Origin of the sequence: Streptomyces physcomitrii (genome assembly GCF_012273655.1) — a bacterium.
Taxonomy (GTDB): domain Bacteria; phylum Actinomycetota; class Actinomycetes; order Streptomycetales; family Streptomycetaceae; genus Streptomyces; species Streptomyces physcomitrii.
In genome coordinates this window covers 93967-109539 of record NZ_JAAWWP010000008.1, presented here as the reverse complement: position 1 = coordinate 109539, position 15573 = coordinate 93967, and the positions used below count along the sequence as shown (strand labels likewise).

The following is a 15573-nucleotide window of genomic DNA, read 5'->3' as shown; positions in this document are numbered from 1 at the left end:
CCCGTGTGCCTGCGTCCACGCCCCGAGGGGGACGGATCCGGGACGTTCGAGGGGGCGATCCGCTGCAGCTCTCCGGCTCAGCAGAATCCAAGAAGTCAGCCACAAGGAGACCGAACCGTGAAGAGCGCCGTGGAGAACCTGAACCCGACTCGGGTTCGGCTCACTGTCGAGGTGCCCTTCGAGGAGCTCAAGGACAGCCTCGACGCGGCGTACAAGAAGATCAACCAGCAGGTCACGGTGAAGGGTTTCCGGAAGGGCAAGATTCCGGCGCGCGTCATCGACCAGCGGTTCGGCCGCGGAGCGGTTCTTGAGGAGGCGGTCAACGACGCCCTCCCGAAGTTCTACACCGAGGCCGTCAACGAGGCCGAGCTCAACGTCCTGGGCCAGCCCGAGGTGGACATCACCGAGCTGAAGGACAACGAGACGCTCAACTTCACCGCCGAGGTGGACGTCCGCCCGACCATCGAGATCCCGGACTACTCCGGCATCGAGGTCGAGGTCGACCCGATCGAGGTCAGCGAGGAGGACGTCGACAAGGCGGTCGAGGAGCTGCGCGAGCGCTTCGCCTCCACCAGCCCGGTCGAGCGCGCCGCCGAGGACGGGGACGTTCTGACCCTCGACCTGCAGGCCAAGGTCGACGGCGAGGTCCTCCCGGACGGGGTGGCCGACGGCGTCTCCTACACCATCGGCTCCGGTGAGCTGCTCGCCGGCATCGACGACGCCGTCAAGGGCGTGGAGGCCGGTGGCGAGGCCACCTTCACCTCCGAGCTCACCGGCGGCTCGGCGGCCGGCAAGGAGGCCGAGGTCACCGTCAAGGTCACCCAGGTCGCCAAGCGCGAACTGCCCGAGCTGGACGACGACTTCGCCCAGCTCGCCTCCGAGTTCGACACCCTGGAGGAGCTGCGCGCCGACAGCCGCTCCCGGCTGGAGAACATGAAGCAGTACGACCAGGCCACGCAGGCCCAGGAGCGCGTCCTGGAGAAGCTGCTCGAACTGGTCGAGGTGCCCGTCCCCGAGAAGCTGCTCGAGGACGAGATCAACACCCGCAAGCACAACCTGGAGCACCACCAGCTCGGTCAGATGGGCCTGGACCTGGAGAAGTACCTCGAGATCCAGGGCAAGAGCGCCGAGGAGTTCGAGACCGAGACCAAGGACGCCGCGGTCAAGGGCATCAAGACCCAGTTCGTCCTGGACGAGCTGGTCAACCGGGAGAAGCTGAACGTCAGCCAGGAGGAGCTCACCGAGCACCTCATGCGCCGCGCCGCCTCCTCCGGCATGTCCCCCGACCAGTTCGCGCAGGCGGTCGTCGAGGGCAACCAGGTGCCGATGCTCGTCGGCGAGGTCGCCCGCGGAAAGGCCCTGGCCGCCGTGGTCGAGGCCGCGACCGTCAAGGACACCAACGGCGAGGTCGTCGACCTGAGCGACGACGAGGAGGAGACCGAGGCGGGCGAGACCGCCGAGGCCGCCGCCGAGGGCTCGGCCGAGGAGAAGCCCGCCGAGGAGAAGAACGAGGCCTGAGCCCCGTCGCCCTCCCGGCTCTCCGCAGAGCCGCCGCGCGCCCGCACGGGTGCGCGGCCGAGGGGCCCCGGACGCCGTCGTGCGCGTCCGGGGCCCCTCGGCTTGTGCCCGGCCCTCTCCGGGCGCCCGGCTCTCTCCCGGCGCCCGGGCTGCCGTCCCGGCGCCCGTGAGGGGTCCCGCCCCACCGGATCCGCCCCGCCGCCCCGCGGAGCCCTCAGCGCCGTCCTCGCGCCGCGGCACCGCCCCTTGCGCCCCCGCGCCGCTTCTCGCGCTCCGCGGCCGCCTGCGGCCCCGTCGCGCCCCGCCCCGCCGCGCCGCCGTCCGATCCCGGCGGCCCCTGCGTGGCCCCTGGTGCACCTGCGCTCACAGCGAACAGTCCCCGGTGCGGGAGTGCACCCGCCTGCCTGCGCGTTAGGGTCCATGACTACGAGGGCAGGGGAGTCCCCAGGCGCCGCCGGACGGCGGTGAGGACGCGGGGCCCCACGCCCCAGCAGAAGACGTGAGACGGCCCGGCGCCGTCGTAAGACGAGCAGGTGGATACGTGACGAATCTGATGCCCTCCGCCGCCGGCGAGCCTTCCATCGGTGGTGGCCTCGGCGACCAGGTCTACAACCGGCTGCTCAACGAGCGGATCATCTTCCTCGGCCAGCCGGTCGACGACGACATCGCCAATAAGATCACCGCACAGCTGCTGCTCCTTGCCGCCGACCCGGACAAGGACATCTTCCTCTACATCAACAGCCCGGGCGGATCGATCACCGCGGGCATGGCGATCTACGACACGATGCAGTACATCAAGAACGACGTGGTCACCATCGCCATGGGCATGGCCGCCTCGATGGGGCAGTTCCTGCTCAGCGCGGGCACCCCGGGCAAGCGCTTCGCCCTGCCGAACGCCGAGATCCTCATCCACCAGCCCTCCGCCGGCCTCGCCGGCTCGGCCTCGGACATCAAGATCCACGCCGAGCGGCTGCTGCACACCAAGAAGCGGATGGCCGAGCTGACCTCGCACCACACCGGTCAGAGCGTCGAGCAGATCACCCGCGACTCCGACCGCGACCGCTGGTTCGACCCGGAGGAGGCCAAGGAGTACGGCCTCATCGACGACATCATGCCCACGGCTGCCGGTATGCCGGGCGGCGGTGGCACCGGGGCGGCCTGAGCCCCGACAGCCTCCAGCCGACCGCCTCAGCTCATTTTCAGGAGACAGAAGTGAACGACTTCCCCGGCAGCGGCCTCTACGACCGCGCGCAGGCCGAGTACACCGGGCCGCGCGCCGAGTCCCGCTACGTCATCCCGCGCTTCGTCGAGCGCACCTCGCAGGGCGTGCGCGAGTACGACCCGTACGCGAAGCTCTTCGAGGAGCGGGTGATCTTCCTCGGTGTGCAGATCGACGACGCCTCCGCCAACGACGTCATGGCGCAGCTGCTCTGCCTGGAGTCGATGGACCCGGACCGCGACATCTCGGTCTACATCAACAGCCCCGGCGGCTCCTTCACGGCGCTCACCGCCATCTACGACACGATGCAGTTCGTGAAGCCGGACGTCCAGACCGTCTGCATGGGCCAGGCCGCCTCCGCCGCCGCGATCCTGCTCGCCGCGGGCACCCCCGGCAAGCGCATGGCCCTGCCCAATGCGCGGGTTCTCATCCACCAGCCCTACAGTGAGACGGGTCGCGGTCAGGTCTCCGACCTCGAGATCGCGGCGAACGAGATCCTCCGGATGCGCTCACAGCTGGAAGAGCTGCTGGCCAAGCACTCGACCACGCCGATCGAGCAGATCCGCGAGGACATCGAGCGCGACAAGATCCTCACGGCCGAGGACGCCCTGTCCTACGGCCTGGTCGACCAGATCATCTCCACCCGGAAGATGAACAACTCCACGGTCGTCTGAGACGTCGCGGGAACAGCGCCCGCACCCTTGGCGCGGTCCACGCACAAGTGAACCGCGCCAAGGGGGACCCGAACACCGGGTCCGGCAGGGTACCGTCGGATAGAGGCACCAGGAGCCGCTGAAGCAGGCGTCTGGCAGGCGAAGGGGATTCACCTCGTGGCACGCATCGGTGACGGCGGCGACCTGCTCAAGTGCTCTTTCTGCGGAAAGAGTCAGAAGCAGGTCAAGAAGCTCATCGCAGGCCCCGGTGTGTACATCTGCGACGAGTGCATCGACCTCTGCAACGAAATCATCGAGGAGGAGCTCGCCGAGACGAGCGAGGTGCGCTGGGAAGAGCTTCCCAAGCCCCGTGAGATCTACGAGTTCCTGGAGAGCTACGTCGTCGGGCAGGAGCCCGCGAAGAAGGCGCTCTCGGTCGCCGTCTACAACCACTACAAGCGGGTGCAGGCAGGCGAGAACGGCGGCGGGCAGGGCCGCGAGGACGCCATCGAGCTGGCGAAGTCGAACATCCTGCTGCTCGGCCCCACCGGCTCCGGCAAGACGCTGCTCGCGCAGACCCTCGCCCGGATGCTCAACGTCCCCTTCGCCATCGCGGACGCCACCGCGCTGACCGAGGCGGGCTATGTCGGCGAGGACGTCGAGAACATCCTCCTGAAGCTCATCCAGGCCGCCGACTACGACGTCAAGAAGGCCGAGACGGGCATCATCTACATCGACGAGATCGACAAGGTGGCCCGCAAGAGCGAGAACCCCTCGATCACCCGCGATGTCAGCGGCGAGGGTGTCCAGCAGGCCCTGCTGAAGATCCTGGAGGGCACCACCGCCTCGGTGCCCCCGCAGGGCGGACGCAAGCACCCGCACCAGGAGTTCATCCAGATCGACACGACGAACGTGCTGTTCATCGTGGGCGGCGCCTTCGCGGGCCTGGAGAAGATCATCGAGTCCCGGGCGGGCGCCAAGGGCATCGGCTTCGGCGCCACCATCCGCTCCAAGCGGGAGATCGAGTCCAAGGACCAGTTCGAGGACGTCATGCCCGAGGACCTGGTGAAGTTCGGGATGATCCCCGAGTTCATCGGCCGCCTGCCGGTCATCACCTCGGTCCACAACCTCGACCGCGAGGCCCTGCTCCAGATCCTCATCGAGCCGCGCAACGCCCTGGTCAAGCAGTACCAGCGCCTCTTCGAACTCGACGGCGTGGAACTGGACTTCGAGCGCGAGGCCCTGGAGGCCATCGCCGACCAGGCCATCCTCCGCCAGACCGGAGCCCGCGGCCTGCGCGCCATCATGGAGGAGGTCCTCCAGGCGGTCATGTACGAGGTCCCGTCCCGCAAGGACGTCGCCCGCGTCGTCATCACCGCCGAGGTCGTCCGCTCCAACGTCAACCCGACCCTGATCCCCCGGGACGCCCGGGGGAGGGGGAACGGGGAGCAGAAGTCGGCCTGAGAGCGGGGGAGTCGACCTCCCGTCAGTCGGTTCTACGCATGAGGGGCGCCCGGTGATCCACCGGGCGCCCCTTCTTCGTGTCTGCGCTCAGCCTCGTTTGTCCTCCACCGGGGGTTCGAAACCCGAGGTGTCCAGCGCGCAGTCGAAGGGCGCGGGAATCCAGAGCTTCTCGCCGAAGGGCACGGCCAGATGAGAGGCATAGCCCTTGGCCGTCGGCGTCCAGTGGACGATCGCGCTCTGCTCCTGCATGTCGAGGAGGAGGTAGACGGGGACACCGGCCCTGCCGTAGCTCTCCACCTTGTCCGTGAGGTCGTCCTCGCGCGTGGAAGGCGAACTCAGCTCCGCGACGAGGGACAGCGCTTCCCCGTCGAGACGGGTGCCGGTGGTCTCCCGGCTGCGCGCGTCGGCCACGTGGATGTCCGGGCCGAAGGCGCGTTCCACGGAGGGGAAGACGTAGAGGAAGGGCATCGCGCTGATGACGTGACGTACGGGCAGGTGGTCGCGTAGGCGGTCGCACACCAGGTCCATCACTCGGGCGTAGAAGCCCTTCGACCATGGCGACATGACGATGTTCCCCCTGATGACCTCGGCTTTGAAGCCGTCCGGCACGTCCAGTTCGTCGAGCGCTGCGCACAGCGCTTCGAAGCCGGAGGGGGCAGTGCCGTCTGTAGTCGGTCGCTCAAGCATCAAGCTCATGATGCGTCTCCCTCGCGCAATGGACCAGTGGACACGAGCCTATGTGCGGTGATCGGCCATATGCGCGGAGTGACGGGGGAGGTGGATGCGCGAAGGGGCGCCCGGTGAAGTGCCGGGCGCCCCTTGGTCGTTCGGGTCGTCGCTACTTCTTGACGCGGACTTCCTTGCGGAGGTCGGCGGTTATCCGAGCGGAGTCTTCGAGGCCGACTCCCTTGCCCCCGGCGGCAGGGATCCCCATGCCGATCGTGCTGTAGTCGGCCCAGAAGCAGAGGTACTGCGTGTCGGACTGGCCCGTGGCGTCCTTCGCCTCTCCCTTCTGGCACTTCATGATCGCGCCTTCGAGGTTGCTCGGTTCCACGGACTCGGGTTCGCCCACGAACTTCATGTCCTTCGAGCCGCTCGGGCTGGAACTGCCGCTCTCGTTGCCGTCCTCGACTGCCTTCTTCATACCGGCGATGGCTTGGTCGAGGGCGGACTCAGGGTCCTTGACCTTGCCGTAGAGACCTGAGTACGTGACGGCCTTCGAAGCCGCGATCTCGGAGGGCTCGGGGGTCTCCCCCGGAGTGATCGAGATCGTCGTGTAGATCGTGGACAGCCCCTTGGCGTCGGTCACGCCACCGCTCGCCAACTTGCCGGCCTCGCTCGAATTGGCCTCTTCCGGCTTGGGCTCCGGTCCGTAGCGCTTGTAGCCGTCCATGATGCTCTCCGGCGCGGTGAGGATGTGCGGCCCGTCGTCCTCGAGCCCCCCGCCGCCGTCCGAACCCCCGAGGACGAAGTACGCACCCACCGCGATCGCCGCCACCACCGCGACGGCGCCGATGATCAGGCCGGTCTTCTTCCCGCCGCCGCCGCCCTGCTGCGGGCCCGGCACGTACGTGTTCGGCTGGCCGTAGGGCTGCTGCTGCGGGAAGCCCTGGGGCTGCTGGGGGTAGCCGTAGCCCTGCTGCGGGGGCGGGGGCTGCTGGGGGTAGCCGTAGCCGCCGGCCTGCTGGGGCGGCTGCTGCGGGTAGCCGTACCCGGGCTGCTGCTGGGGCTGCTGGGGCGGCTGGCCGTAGGGCCCCTGCTGGCCGCCGTAGGGGCCGGGCTGCTGGGGAGGTTGCCCTCCGCCCTGACCGTACGGTCCGGGCTGCTGCGGCTGCCCGCCGTACGGGCCGGGCTGGTTGTAGCTCATCGGGTTCCCCCTCCAGGTGCTGCGCGTGCGTTGCGCTCATCCTCGCTCACGGCTCCAACAGCGGGACAGGCGGGAGGCGGACGCACACCAAAGATTCCCGTTTCAAACCTGGTTCGTGACCCCTCTAAACTGAACCCGTGACCGAGAACACTCAGCAGCAGACGCCAGCGCCCACCACCGACCTGCCGACGCAGTACGCCCCGGCCGAGGTAGAGGGGGAGCTGTACGAGCGCTGGGTGGAGCGGGGGTACTTCACCGCCGACGCCAAGAGCGAGAAGCCCCCGTACACCATCGTCATCCCGCCGCCGAACGTCACGGGCAGCCTGCACCTGGGGCACGCCTTCCAGCACACGCTGATGGACGCCCTCACCCGCCGCAAGCGGATGCAGGGCTACGAGGCGCTGTGGCTGCCGGGCATGGACCACGCCGGTATCGCCACCCAGAACAAGGTCGAGCAGCAGCTCGCCGAGGAGGGCAAGTCCCGCCACGACCTGGGCCGCGCGGAGTTCACCGCGCGGGTCTGGCAGTGGAAGGAGGAGTACGGCGGCCGGATCCTCGGCCAGATGCGCAGGCTGGGCGACGGCGTCGACTGGTCGCGCGAGCGCTTCACCATGGACGAGGGCCTGTCCCGCGCGGTCCAGACGATCTTCAAGAAGCTCTACGACGACGAGCTGATCTACCGCGCCGAGCGCATCATCAACTGGTGCCCGCGCTGCCTGACCGCGATCAGCGACATCGAGGTCGACTACCAGGACGACGACGGCGAACTGGTCTCGCTCAAGTACGGCGAGGGCGAGGACAGCCTGGTCGTCGCGACCACCCGGGTCGAGACGATGCTCGGGGACACCGCGGTCGCCGTCCACCCCGACGACGCGCGCTACGCCCGGCTCATCGGCAAGCGGATCAAGCTGCCGCTGACGGACCGTACGATCCCGGTGGTCGCGGACGCCCATGTCGACCCGGAGTTCGGCACCGGCGCCGTCAAGGTGACGCCCGCCCACGACCCGAACGACTTCGCCATCGGCCAGCGCCACGGCCTGGAGTCGCTGACCATCATGGACGAGCGCGGCGTCATCACCGCGCACGGCCCCTTCGAGGGACTCGACCGCTTCGAGGCCCGCTCGGCGATCGTGGCCGCGCTGCGCGAGCAGGGCAGGGTCGTCGCCGAGAAGCGCCCGTACGTCCACTCCGTCGGGCACTGCTCGCGCTGCAAGACCACCGTCGAGCCCCGGCTCTCGCTCCAGTGGTGGGTCAAGGTGGAGACGCTGGCGAAGGCCGCGGGCGACGCCGTCCGCGAGGACCGGGTCGCCATCCACCCCAAGGAGATGGAGAAGCGGTACTTCGACTGGGTCGACAACCTCAACGACTGGTGCATCTCACGGCAGTTGTGGTGGGGCCACCGCATCCCGGTCTGGTACGGCCCCGACGGCGAGGTGGTCTGCCTCGGCCCGGACGACAAGGCGCCGAGCGGCGAGGGCTGGACGCAGGACGAGGACGTCCTCGACACCTGGTTCTCCTCGGGCCTGTGGCCCTTCTCCACCCTGGGCTGGCCGGAGCGGACCCCGGATCTGGAGAAGTTCTATCCGACCGACGTCCTGCTCACCGGGCACGACATCATCTTCTTCTGGGTCGCCCGGATGATGATGTTCGGCCTGTACGCGATGGACGGCGAGGTGCCCTTCCGCACCATCGCGCTGACCGGTCTGGTCCGCGACGAGTTCGGCAAGAAGATGTCCAAGTCGAACCCGAACGCGGTCGACCCGCTGGACTGGATGGACGCCTACGGCTCCGACGCCGTGCGCTTCACCCTGGCCCGCGGCGCCAATCCGGGCGCGGACGTCCCGATCGGCGAGGACTGGGTCCAGGCCTCCCGCAACTTCGCCAACAAGATCTGGAACGCGACCCGCTTCGCCCTGATGAACGGCGCCACCGTCGAGGGCCCGCTGCCCCAGCCTGCGGAGCTGTCCGCCACCGACCGCTGGATCCTGTCCCGGCTGAACAAGACCGTCGCCGAGGTGGACGCGTACTACGAGGACTTCCAGTTCGCCAAGGTCTCCGACGCCCTCTACCACTTCGCCTGGGACGAGGTCTTCGACTGGTACGTCGAGCTGTCCAAGACCACCTTCCAGGCGGACGGCGAGGCGGCCCGGGTCTCGCGGCGCGTCCTCGGCGAGGTGCTCGACGTCACCCTGCGGCTGCTGCACCCGATCGTCCCCTTCGTCACCGAGACGCTGTGGACCACTCTCACGGGTGGTGAGTCGGTGGTGGTCGCGGACTGGCCCGCCGACTCCGGCTTCCGTGACGCGGGCGCCGAGCGGGAGATCGGGACCCTCCAGGAGGTGATCACCGAGGTCCGCCGGTTCCGCGCCGACCAGGGGCTGCAGCCGGGCCAGCGGGTCCCGGCCCGCCTGGTGCTCGACGGGACCCCGCTCGCCCCGCACGAGCCCGCCATCCGCCAGCTGCTCCGGCTCCAGCCCGAGGGCGAGAGCTTCGCGGCGACCGCGACGCTGCCGGTCGCCGGGGCCCAGGTGGCGCTCGACCTCTCCGGCGCCATCGACGTGGCCGCGGAGCGCAAGCGCCTCGCCAAGGACCTGGCCGCCGCCGAGAAGGAGAAGCAGCAGGCGAACGCCAAGCTCGGCAACGAGGCCTTCCTCGCCAAGGCGCCGGACCACGTGGTCGAGAAGATCCGCACCCGGCTCGGCAAGGCGGACGAGGACATCGCCCGCCTGACCGCCCAGCTGGAGCGGCTCCCCGCGGCCTGAGCACCGTCCCGCCCGGGGCCGGACCCGACACCGCGGAGGTGCCGGGCCCGGCCCCTGTGCGTTGGCGGGTCGGATGCGCGCGTGGCGCCGGGTCCGGCCCCCGCGTGGTGCCGGGCCGGGCCCGCGGATGGTGCCGCTCCGACCCCCGCGGACGGTGCCGGGCCGACCCCGCCCCGCCGTCCGCCGCCGGTGGGCCGCCCGCCGGGGGCGCCCTGTCCCGGAGTGTCACCGCTCCTCCGTAGACTGTCCGCGTGAGTGACCTCCCCCCGCACGACCACGCCCGCGACGACGACGGCGACGACCCCTCGCAGCAGTTCGAGGAGATCATCGCCGCCGAGACCGACCGCGACCCCGACCTCGCCGTGATCGAGGCCGGGAGCCGCACGCTGCGCACCCAGTCGGGCCCGCCGGTGGGCGACCAGGTGCCCGCCCGCCCCGCGGACCCCGAGGTGGACCGCGCCCTGCGCGAGGTCGAGACCGAGCTGGCGGGGCGCTGGGGCGAGACCAAGCTGGAGCCCTCCGTGCAGCGCATCGCGGCGCTGATGGACGTCCTCGGCGACCCGCAGCGCGCGTACCCCTCGATCCACATCACCGGCACCAACGGCAAGACCTCCACCGCCCGCATGATCGAGGCGCTGCTCGCCGCCTTCGAGCTGCGCACCGGCCGGTACACCTCGCCGCACGTCCAGTCGATCACCGAGCGGATCAGCCTCGACGGCGCCCCCATCGACGCCGAGCGCTTCGTGGAGACCTACCGGGACATCCAGCCGTACGTCGAGATGGTCGACGCCCAGCAGGAGTACCGGCTCTCCTTCTTCGAGGTGCTCACCGGCATGGCCTACGCGGCCTTCGCGGACGCGCCGGTCGACGTCGCCGTGGTCGAGGTCGGCATGGGCGGCAGCTGGGACGCGACCAATGTCGTCGACGGCTCGGTCGCCGTGCTCACCCCGATCGACCTGGACCACACCGACCGGCTCGGCTCCACGCCCGGCGAGATCGCGGTGGAGAAGGCCGGGATCATCAAGCAGGACGCCACCGTCGTCCTCGCCCAGCAGCCGGTGGACGCCGCCCAGGTCGTCCTGAAGAAGGCCGTCGAGGTGGACGCCACGGTCGCCCGCGAGGGCCTGGAGTTCGGGGTGACCAGCCGCCAGGCCGCGGTCGGCGGCCAGCTGCTCACCCTGCGCGGACTCGGCGGCGAGTACGAGGACGTCTTCCTGCCGCTGCACGGCGCCTACCAGGCGCACAACGCCGTGGTCGCCCTCGCCGCGGTGGAGGCCTTCTTCGGGATCGGCTCGCAGCACGCCCGCCCGCTCGACCTGGAGACGGTGCGCACCGCCTTCGCCTCGGTGACCTCGCCGGGCCGCCTGGAGGTGGTGCGCCGCTCGCCGACCGTCGTGCTGGACGCCGCGCACAACCCGGCGGGCGCGCGGGCCACGGTCGAGGGCATCACCGAGGTCTTCGACTTCAGCAGGCTGATCGGCGTCGTCGGGGCCAGCTCCGACAAGGACGTCCGGGGCCTTCTGGAGGCCTTCGAGCCGCTGTTCACCGAGGTCGTGGTGACCCGCAACTCCAGCCACCGCGCGATGGACCCGGACGAGCTGGCCGCCCTCGCCGTGGAGGTCTTCGGCGAGGACCGCGTCCAGGTGGAACCCCGCCTGGACGACGCCCTGGAGGCCGCGATCACCCTCGCCGAGGAAGAGGGCGAGTACGCGGGCGGCGGGGTGCTCGTCACCGGATCCGTGATCACCGTCGGCGAGGCCCGACTGCTCCTGGGGAGGGGCTGACCCATGCGTACGCTCTGTGCCACCACGCTGATCGCCGAGTTCTTCGTGATCGGCTTCGCCGCCCTGGTCGCGATGAAGGACCCGGACCTCGGCCAGGCCACCGTCTGGACGGTCAGCGGCATCGCCATGGCCCTGTGCGTGCTGCTGTGCGGGGTGCTCACCCGGCCGGGCGCGCTCGCCCTCGGATGGGCGCTGCAGATCGGCCTGCTGGCCAGCGGTTTCGTGGTGCCGGTGATGTTCTTCCTCGGTGCCTGCTTCACCGGGCTGTGGTGGGCGGGCATCCACTACGGCCGCAAGGTCGACGTGGCCAAGGCCCAGCGCGCGGCGTACGAGGAGAAGCTCGCCGCGGAGGCCGCGGCGGGCGGCACCCCCGAGTCCGCGTGACGGGTGGTCAGCCGGGGACGAGGCGCCGCGACACGCCCTGTAGCCTCTGATCTCCGCACACCTGTCACCGAAGGAGCACCCCCGTGAGCCAGCGCACCCTCGTCCTGCTCAAGCCCGATGCGGTCCGTCGCGGCCTGGTCGGCGAGATCCTCGGCCGGATCGAGGCCAAGGCCGGCTGGACGCTCGGCGCGCTGGAGCTGCGCACCCTGGAGCGCGACACCCTGGAGCAGCACTACGCCGAGCACGTGGGCAAGCCCTTCTACGAGCCGCTGGTGGAGTTCATGTCCTCCGGACCGGTGGTGGCGCTCGTCGTCGAGGGCGAGCGGGTCGTCGAGGGAGTGCGCCGGCTGACCGGGCCCACCGACCCGATCGCGGCGGAGCCCGGGTCCATCCGGGGTGATTTCGGCACGATCACCCGGGAAAACCTCATCCACGCCTCGGACTCGGAGGAGTCCGCCGAGCGCGAGCTGAAGATTTTCTTCCCCGGCCTCGCCTGAGCCGTCCCCAATTACCCGTGCATCCGGCTTGTCCGGCGTGTGCCGCGCGAATTGCGGCGCGCGCCGGAATTTGCCCGTCCATGACCCGGGTGTCGTGCGCGACGCGCCCGGGCGGTCGTGGTAATCCCACTGTTTTCTGACGCTTCGTCAGCCGTGTAATGGTCGTGACCTGCACCGGAGGAGAAAAACCTCCGCCGCCCGGCATAGGCCTCCCGATCGGGGGAACCCGTTCCCCTGATGGCTCGTTCCCACAAGCGGAGCGGGCGTACATCTGCTGACAATGGCGAAGACCCTTGCGCTGTGATTGTGCGGGCGCCCTTACGATGTAAGCCTTCACCGCAGCACCCACCTCGCCGTCCTGAAAAGCCGCAAGCTCACGGGAAGGCCAGTCGCATCCTCATGGGGAACAAGATGTCGTTCATCGGCCGTGACATGGCTGTCGACCTCGGGACCGCCAACACGCTGGTGTACGTCAGGGGCCGAGGGATTGTCCTCAACGAACCGTCCGTCGTCGCGATCAACACCAACACCGGTGGCATCCTCGCGGTCGGCGCCGAAGCGAAGAAGATGATCGGCCGGACCCCCGGCAACATCGTCGCCGTGCGTCCTTTGAAGGACGGCGTCATCGCCGACTTCGAAATCACCGAGCGCATGCTGCGCTACTTCATCCTCAAGATCCACAAGCGTCGCTACCTCGCCCGCCCGCGCGTCGTGGTCTGTGTGCCCTCGGGCATCACGGGCGTCGAGCGCCGCGCCGTCATCGAGGCCTCCTCGCAGGCCGGTGCCCGCCAGGTGCACATCATCGAGGAGCCGATGGCCGCGGCGATCGGCTCCGGACTGCCGGTGCACGAGGCCACCGGCAACATGGTGGTCGACATCGGCGGCGGCACCACCGAGGTCGCGGTGATCTCGCTCGGCGGGATCGTCACGGCCCAGTCGATCCGGGTCGCGGGCGACGAGCTGGACAACGCGATCATCCAGCACATCAAGAAGGAGTACTCCCTCCTCCTCGGCGAGCGCAGCGCCGAGCAGATCAAGATCACCATCGGCTCCGCCTTCGAGACGGAGGAGGAGCACACCGAGATCCGCGGCCGTGACCTCGTCTCCGGGCTCCCGAAGACCGTGGTGGTCTCCGCGGCCGAGGTGCGCAAGGCCATGGAGGAACCCGTCAACGCGATCGTCGACGCGGTCAAGACGACGCTCGACAAGTGCCCGCCGGAGCTCTCCGGCGACGTCATGGACCGCGGCATCGTGCTCACCGGCGGCGGCGCCCTGCTCCGCGGCCTCGACGAGCGGCTGCGCGCCGAGACCGGCATGCCGATCCACATCGCCGAGGACCCGCTGGACAGCGTGGCGCTCGGCAGCGGCAAGTGCGTCGAGGAGTTCGAGGCGCTCCAGCAGGTCCTGGACGCGCAGCCGCGCCGCGGCTGACTCCGCCCGTACCCCGTCCGGTTCGCGCCGGATGGGGGAAGCGGGAGGACCCGTCCCTCCCGGAACCGGCGTCCACAGGTGCCCGCGAGGGCGGCGGATCGTTGGTATAGAGGCATAAGCCACACACATTCCTACGAGGAAGGCACGGCCGCCGCACGTGAGGGACACACGAGAGAGCCGTCTGCTCCTGGTGCTGCTGATCGCGATCGCCTTCGCGCTGATCACGGTGGACATCCGGGGCGGCGAGGACTCACCGGTCGACGGGGCCCGTCGCGGCGCCGCGGCCGTCTTCGGCCCGGTGGAGGACGGCGTCTCCTCCGCCGTCGACCCGGTCGGCAACGCGGTCGGCGCGGTCAAGGACTCCGGCGCCAGCGAGGACCGGATCGCCGACCTGGAGCGGGAGAACGCCGCCCTGAAGGCCAAGCTCGGCAGCGACGACCGCAACCGCAGCCGGGTCAGGCAGCTCGACGGCATGCTGAAGAAGGCGGGCGCCGGGCAGTACGGCATCAAGGGCGCCGAGGTCATCGGCATCGGCGCCGCACAGGGCTTCTCCTGGACGGTCACCATCGACGCCGGCTCCGGCGACGGCATAAAGCGCGACATGACGGTGCTCAACGCCGACGGTCTGGTCGGCCGGGTCACCACGGTCGGCCCCGGCACCTCCACCGTGCTGCTCGCCAACGACCCCGACTTCACCGTCGGCACCCGCCTGGAGAAGTCCGACGAGCTGGGCTTCGCCTCCGGCGGCGGCAACGGCCCGATGCGGGTGCAGCTGCTGAACTCCAAGGCCAAGGTCAAGAAGGGCGACCGGATGGTCACCTTCGGCTCGCAGGGCGACAAGCCCTTCGTACCGGGCGTCCCGGTCGGCCGCATCACCCGCGTCGACCCCTCCGGCGGCGACCTCACCCGCACCGTCTACGTGGAGCCGTACGCGGGCTTCTCCCGCCTGGACGTGGTGGGCGTCGTCGTCACCGCGCCCCGCACCGACCCCCGCGACACCGTCCTGCCGGACAAGCCCGAGGCCAAGCCCACGCCCACGGTGACCGTGACGGCCACCCCCGGACAGGACGGCGACCCGGACGCACCCGAGGGCCCGAACGAACCGCAGGAGCAGGGCGCCCGGGACCCGGCCCGCCCCGTGGAGCCGGAGCAGGCGGGACAGCCCGCCGAACCGGCCGAGCAAGAGCAGTAGGAGCTGGATACCGTGCGCGTCAACCGAGTGCTCCTGTCCACCGCCCTGGTGGTGCTCGCCCTGATGATCCAGGTGAGCGTCCTCGCCCGGCTGCAACTGCCCGGCGCCGTACCCGACCTCCTCCTGCTCACCGTGCTCGGCCTCGCCCTGGTCTACGGCCACACCGCCGGGGCCCTGATCGGCTTCGGCGCGGGACTGCTCGCGGACATCGCCCCGCCCGCCGACCACGCCGCCGGGCGCTACGCCCTGGTGCTCTGCGTCATCGGCTACGTCGCCGGGCTCTTCAAGCCGGACAAGGGCCAACTGCGCTCCGCGCTCGGCCCGATGGCCGTGGTGGTGGCCGCCGCCGTCGGCTCCACCCTCCTCTACGCCCTGGTCGGCGCCCTGGTCGGGGACAGCGCGGCCCGCCATGTGGGCCTCGGCAGCCTGCTGTTCACCGCCGCCCTGTACGACCTGCTGCTCGCGCCGTTCACGGTGCCGCTGATCGTCGCCCTGGCGCGGCGCACCGAACGCGACCCGGTCACCGAGAACGGCGGCTCCGGCGCCGCCGCCACCAAGGACGTCGCCGCGGGCTGGCTCTCCGCCGGGACCGGACTGAGCATCGGCAAGCAGCGCGGCTCCTTCAAGGCACGCGCCACCCGGGCCAGGGTCGCCCGCGCCGGACGCATCAAGGGGGTCAAGCGGCTGTGAGCAGCAGCAGACGCACGGAGCGCGGGGGCCCGCCGGCCGGCCCGCGCCCCCGTTCCCGTAGCGAACGCACCGACTGAGGGGAGGCAGCCGTGACGTACCGCCCGTCCGCGCA

General features: G+C 70.2%; 13 protein-coding genes. 11 read left to right on the top strand and 2 right to left on the bottom strand.

The features are described 5' to 3' along the window. Nucleotides 1–117: 117 nt before the first annotated feature. The 4 genes from tig to clpX all read left to right on the top strand — a co-directional run bounded on the left by tig (nt 118) and on the right by clpX (nt 4854). Nucleotides 118–1518 carry a trigger factor gene (gene tig / locus HFV08_RS15110; protein ID WP_168539724.1) on the top strand — a complete coding sequence of 467 codons (1401 nt, stop codon included), beginning with the start codon at nt 118–120 and terminating at the stop codon, nt 1516–1518. 553 nt (nt 1519–2071) lie between these two features. Beyond that, nucleotides 2072–2680, top strand: a complete 609-nt coding sequence (locus HFV08_RS15105) for an ATP-dependent Clp protease proteolytic subunit (RefSeq protein WP_168540025.1) — start codon at nt 2072–2074, stop codon at nt 2678–2680. A gap of 50 nt (nt 2681–2730) precedes the next feature. After that, entirely contained in the window at nt 2731–3411 is a 681-nt protein-coding gene (locus tag HFV08_RS15100; protein ID WP_168539722.1) for an ATP-dependent Clp protease proteolytic subunit, read from the top strand. Nucleotides 3412–3567: 156 nt separating this feature from the next. Beyond that, nucleotides 3568–4854 (top strand): ATP-dependent Clp protease ATP-binding subunit ClpX, encoded by a 1287-nt coding sequence (clpX, locus tag HFV08_RS15095; RefSeq protein ID WP_040253615.1) that lies wholly within the window; start codon nt 3568–3570, stop codon nt 4852–4854. Nucleotides 4855–4941: 87 nt separating this feature from the next. Here the strand turns inward: clpX and HFV08_RS15090 are convergent, their stop codons facing one another. Both HFV08_RS15090 and HFV08_RS15085 read right to left on the bottom strand, forming a co-directional pair. Next, nucleotides 4942–5550, bottom strand: coding sequence for a Uma2 family endonuclease (locus HFV08_RS15090; protein ID WP_168539720.1), 609 nt, complete (start codon nt 5548–5550; stop codon nt 4942–4944). Between the two features lie 142 nt (nt 5551–5692). Then, complete coding sequence (locus HFV08_RS15085; protein ID WP_168539718.1) at nt 5693–6721, bottom strand: hypothetical protein; 1029 nt, start codon at nt 6719–6721, stop codon at nt 5693–5695. 137 nt (nt 6722–6858) lie between these two features. Between HFV08_RS15085 and HFV08_RS15080 the strand changes: the two genes are divergently transcribed. The 7 genes from HFV08_RS15080 to mreD all read left to right on the top strand — a co-directional run bounded on the left by HFV08_RS15080 (nt 6859) and on the right by mreD (nt 15461). After that, complete coding sequence (locus tag HFV08_RS15080; RefSeq protein ID WP_168539716.1) at nt 6859–9483, top strand: valine--tRNA ligase; 2625 nt, start codon at nt 6859–6861, stop codon at nt 9481–9483. Nucleotides 9484–9734: 251 nt separating this feature from the next. Next, nucleotides 9735–11267 (top strand): bifunctional tetrahydrofolate synthase/dihydrofolate synthase, encoded by a 1533-nt coding sequence (gene folC, locus HFV08_RS15075; RefSeq protein ID WP_168539710.1) that lies wholly within the window; start codon nt 9735–9737, stop codon nt 11265–11267. 3 nt (nt 11268–11270) lie between these two features. After that, nucleotides 11271–11651 (top strand): DUF4233 domain-containing protein, encoded by a 381-nt coding sequence (locus HFV08_RS15070; RefSeq protein ID WP_040253623.1) that lies wholly within the window; start codon nt 11271–11273, stop codon nt 11649–11651. Nucleotides 11652–11734: 83 nt separating this feature from the next. Beyond that, nucleotides 11735–12148, top strand: a complete 414-nt coding sequence (gene ndk / locus HFV08_RS15065; RefSeq protein WP_168539708.1) for a nucleoside-diphosphate kinase — start codon at nt 11735–11737, stop codon at nt 12146–12148. A 411-nt stretch (nt 12149–12559) separates the two neighbouring features. Further along, the gene (locus HFV08_RS15060) at nt 12560–13579 is read left to right on the top strand and encodes a rod shape-determining protein (RefSeq protein ID WP_168539706.1); all 1020 of its coding nucleotides are present in this window, start codon (nt 12560–12562) and stop codon (nt 13577–13579) included. A 157-nt stretch (nt 13580–13736) separates the two neighbouring features. Then, nucleotides 13737–14771 (top strand): rod shape-determining protein MreC, encoded by a 1035-nt coding sequence (gene mreC, locus HFV08_RS15055; RefSeq protein ID WP_168539704.1) that lies wholly within the window; start codon nt 13737–13739, stop codon nt 14769–14771. 12 nt (nt 14772–14783) lie between these two features. Further along, nucleotides 14784–15461, top strand: coding sequence for a rod shape-determining protein MreD (gene mreD / locus HFV08_RS15050; protein WP_168539702.1), 678 nt, complete (start codon nt 14784–14786; stop codon nt 15459–15461). Nucleotides 15462–15573 lie beyond the last annotated feature (112 nt).

Coding starts and splice junctions, on each gene's coding strand:
- HFV08_RS15105 (WP_168540025.1), top strand. CDS start 2,072: ATGCCCTCCGCCGCCGGCGAGCCTTCCATCGGTGGTGGCCTCGGCGAC.
- HFV08_RS15090 (WP_168539720.1), bottom strand. CDS start 5,550: ATGAGCTTGATGCTTGAGCGACCGACTACAGACGGCACTGCCCCCTCC.
- HFV08_RS15085 (WP_168539718.1), bottom strand. CDS start 6,721: ATGAGCTACAACCAGCCCGGCCCGTACGGCGGGCAGCCGCAGCAGCCC.
- HFV08_RS15070 (WP_040253623.1), top strand. CDS start 11,271: ATGCGTACGCTCTGTGCCACCACGCTGATCGCCGAGTTCTTCGTGATC.
- HFV08_RS15060 (WP_168539706.1), top strand. CDS start 12,560: ATGTCGTTCATCGGCCGTGACATGGCTGTCGACCTCGGGACCGCCAAC.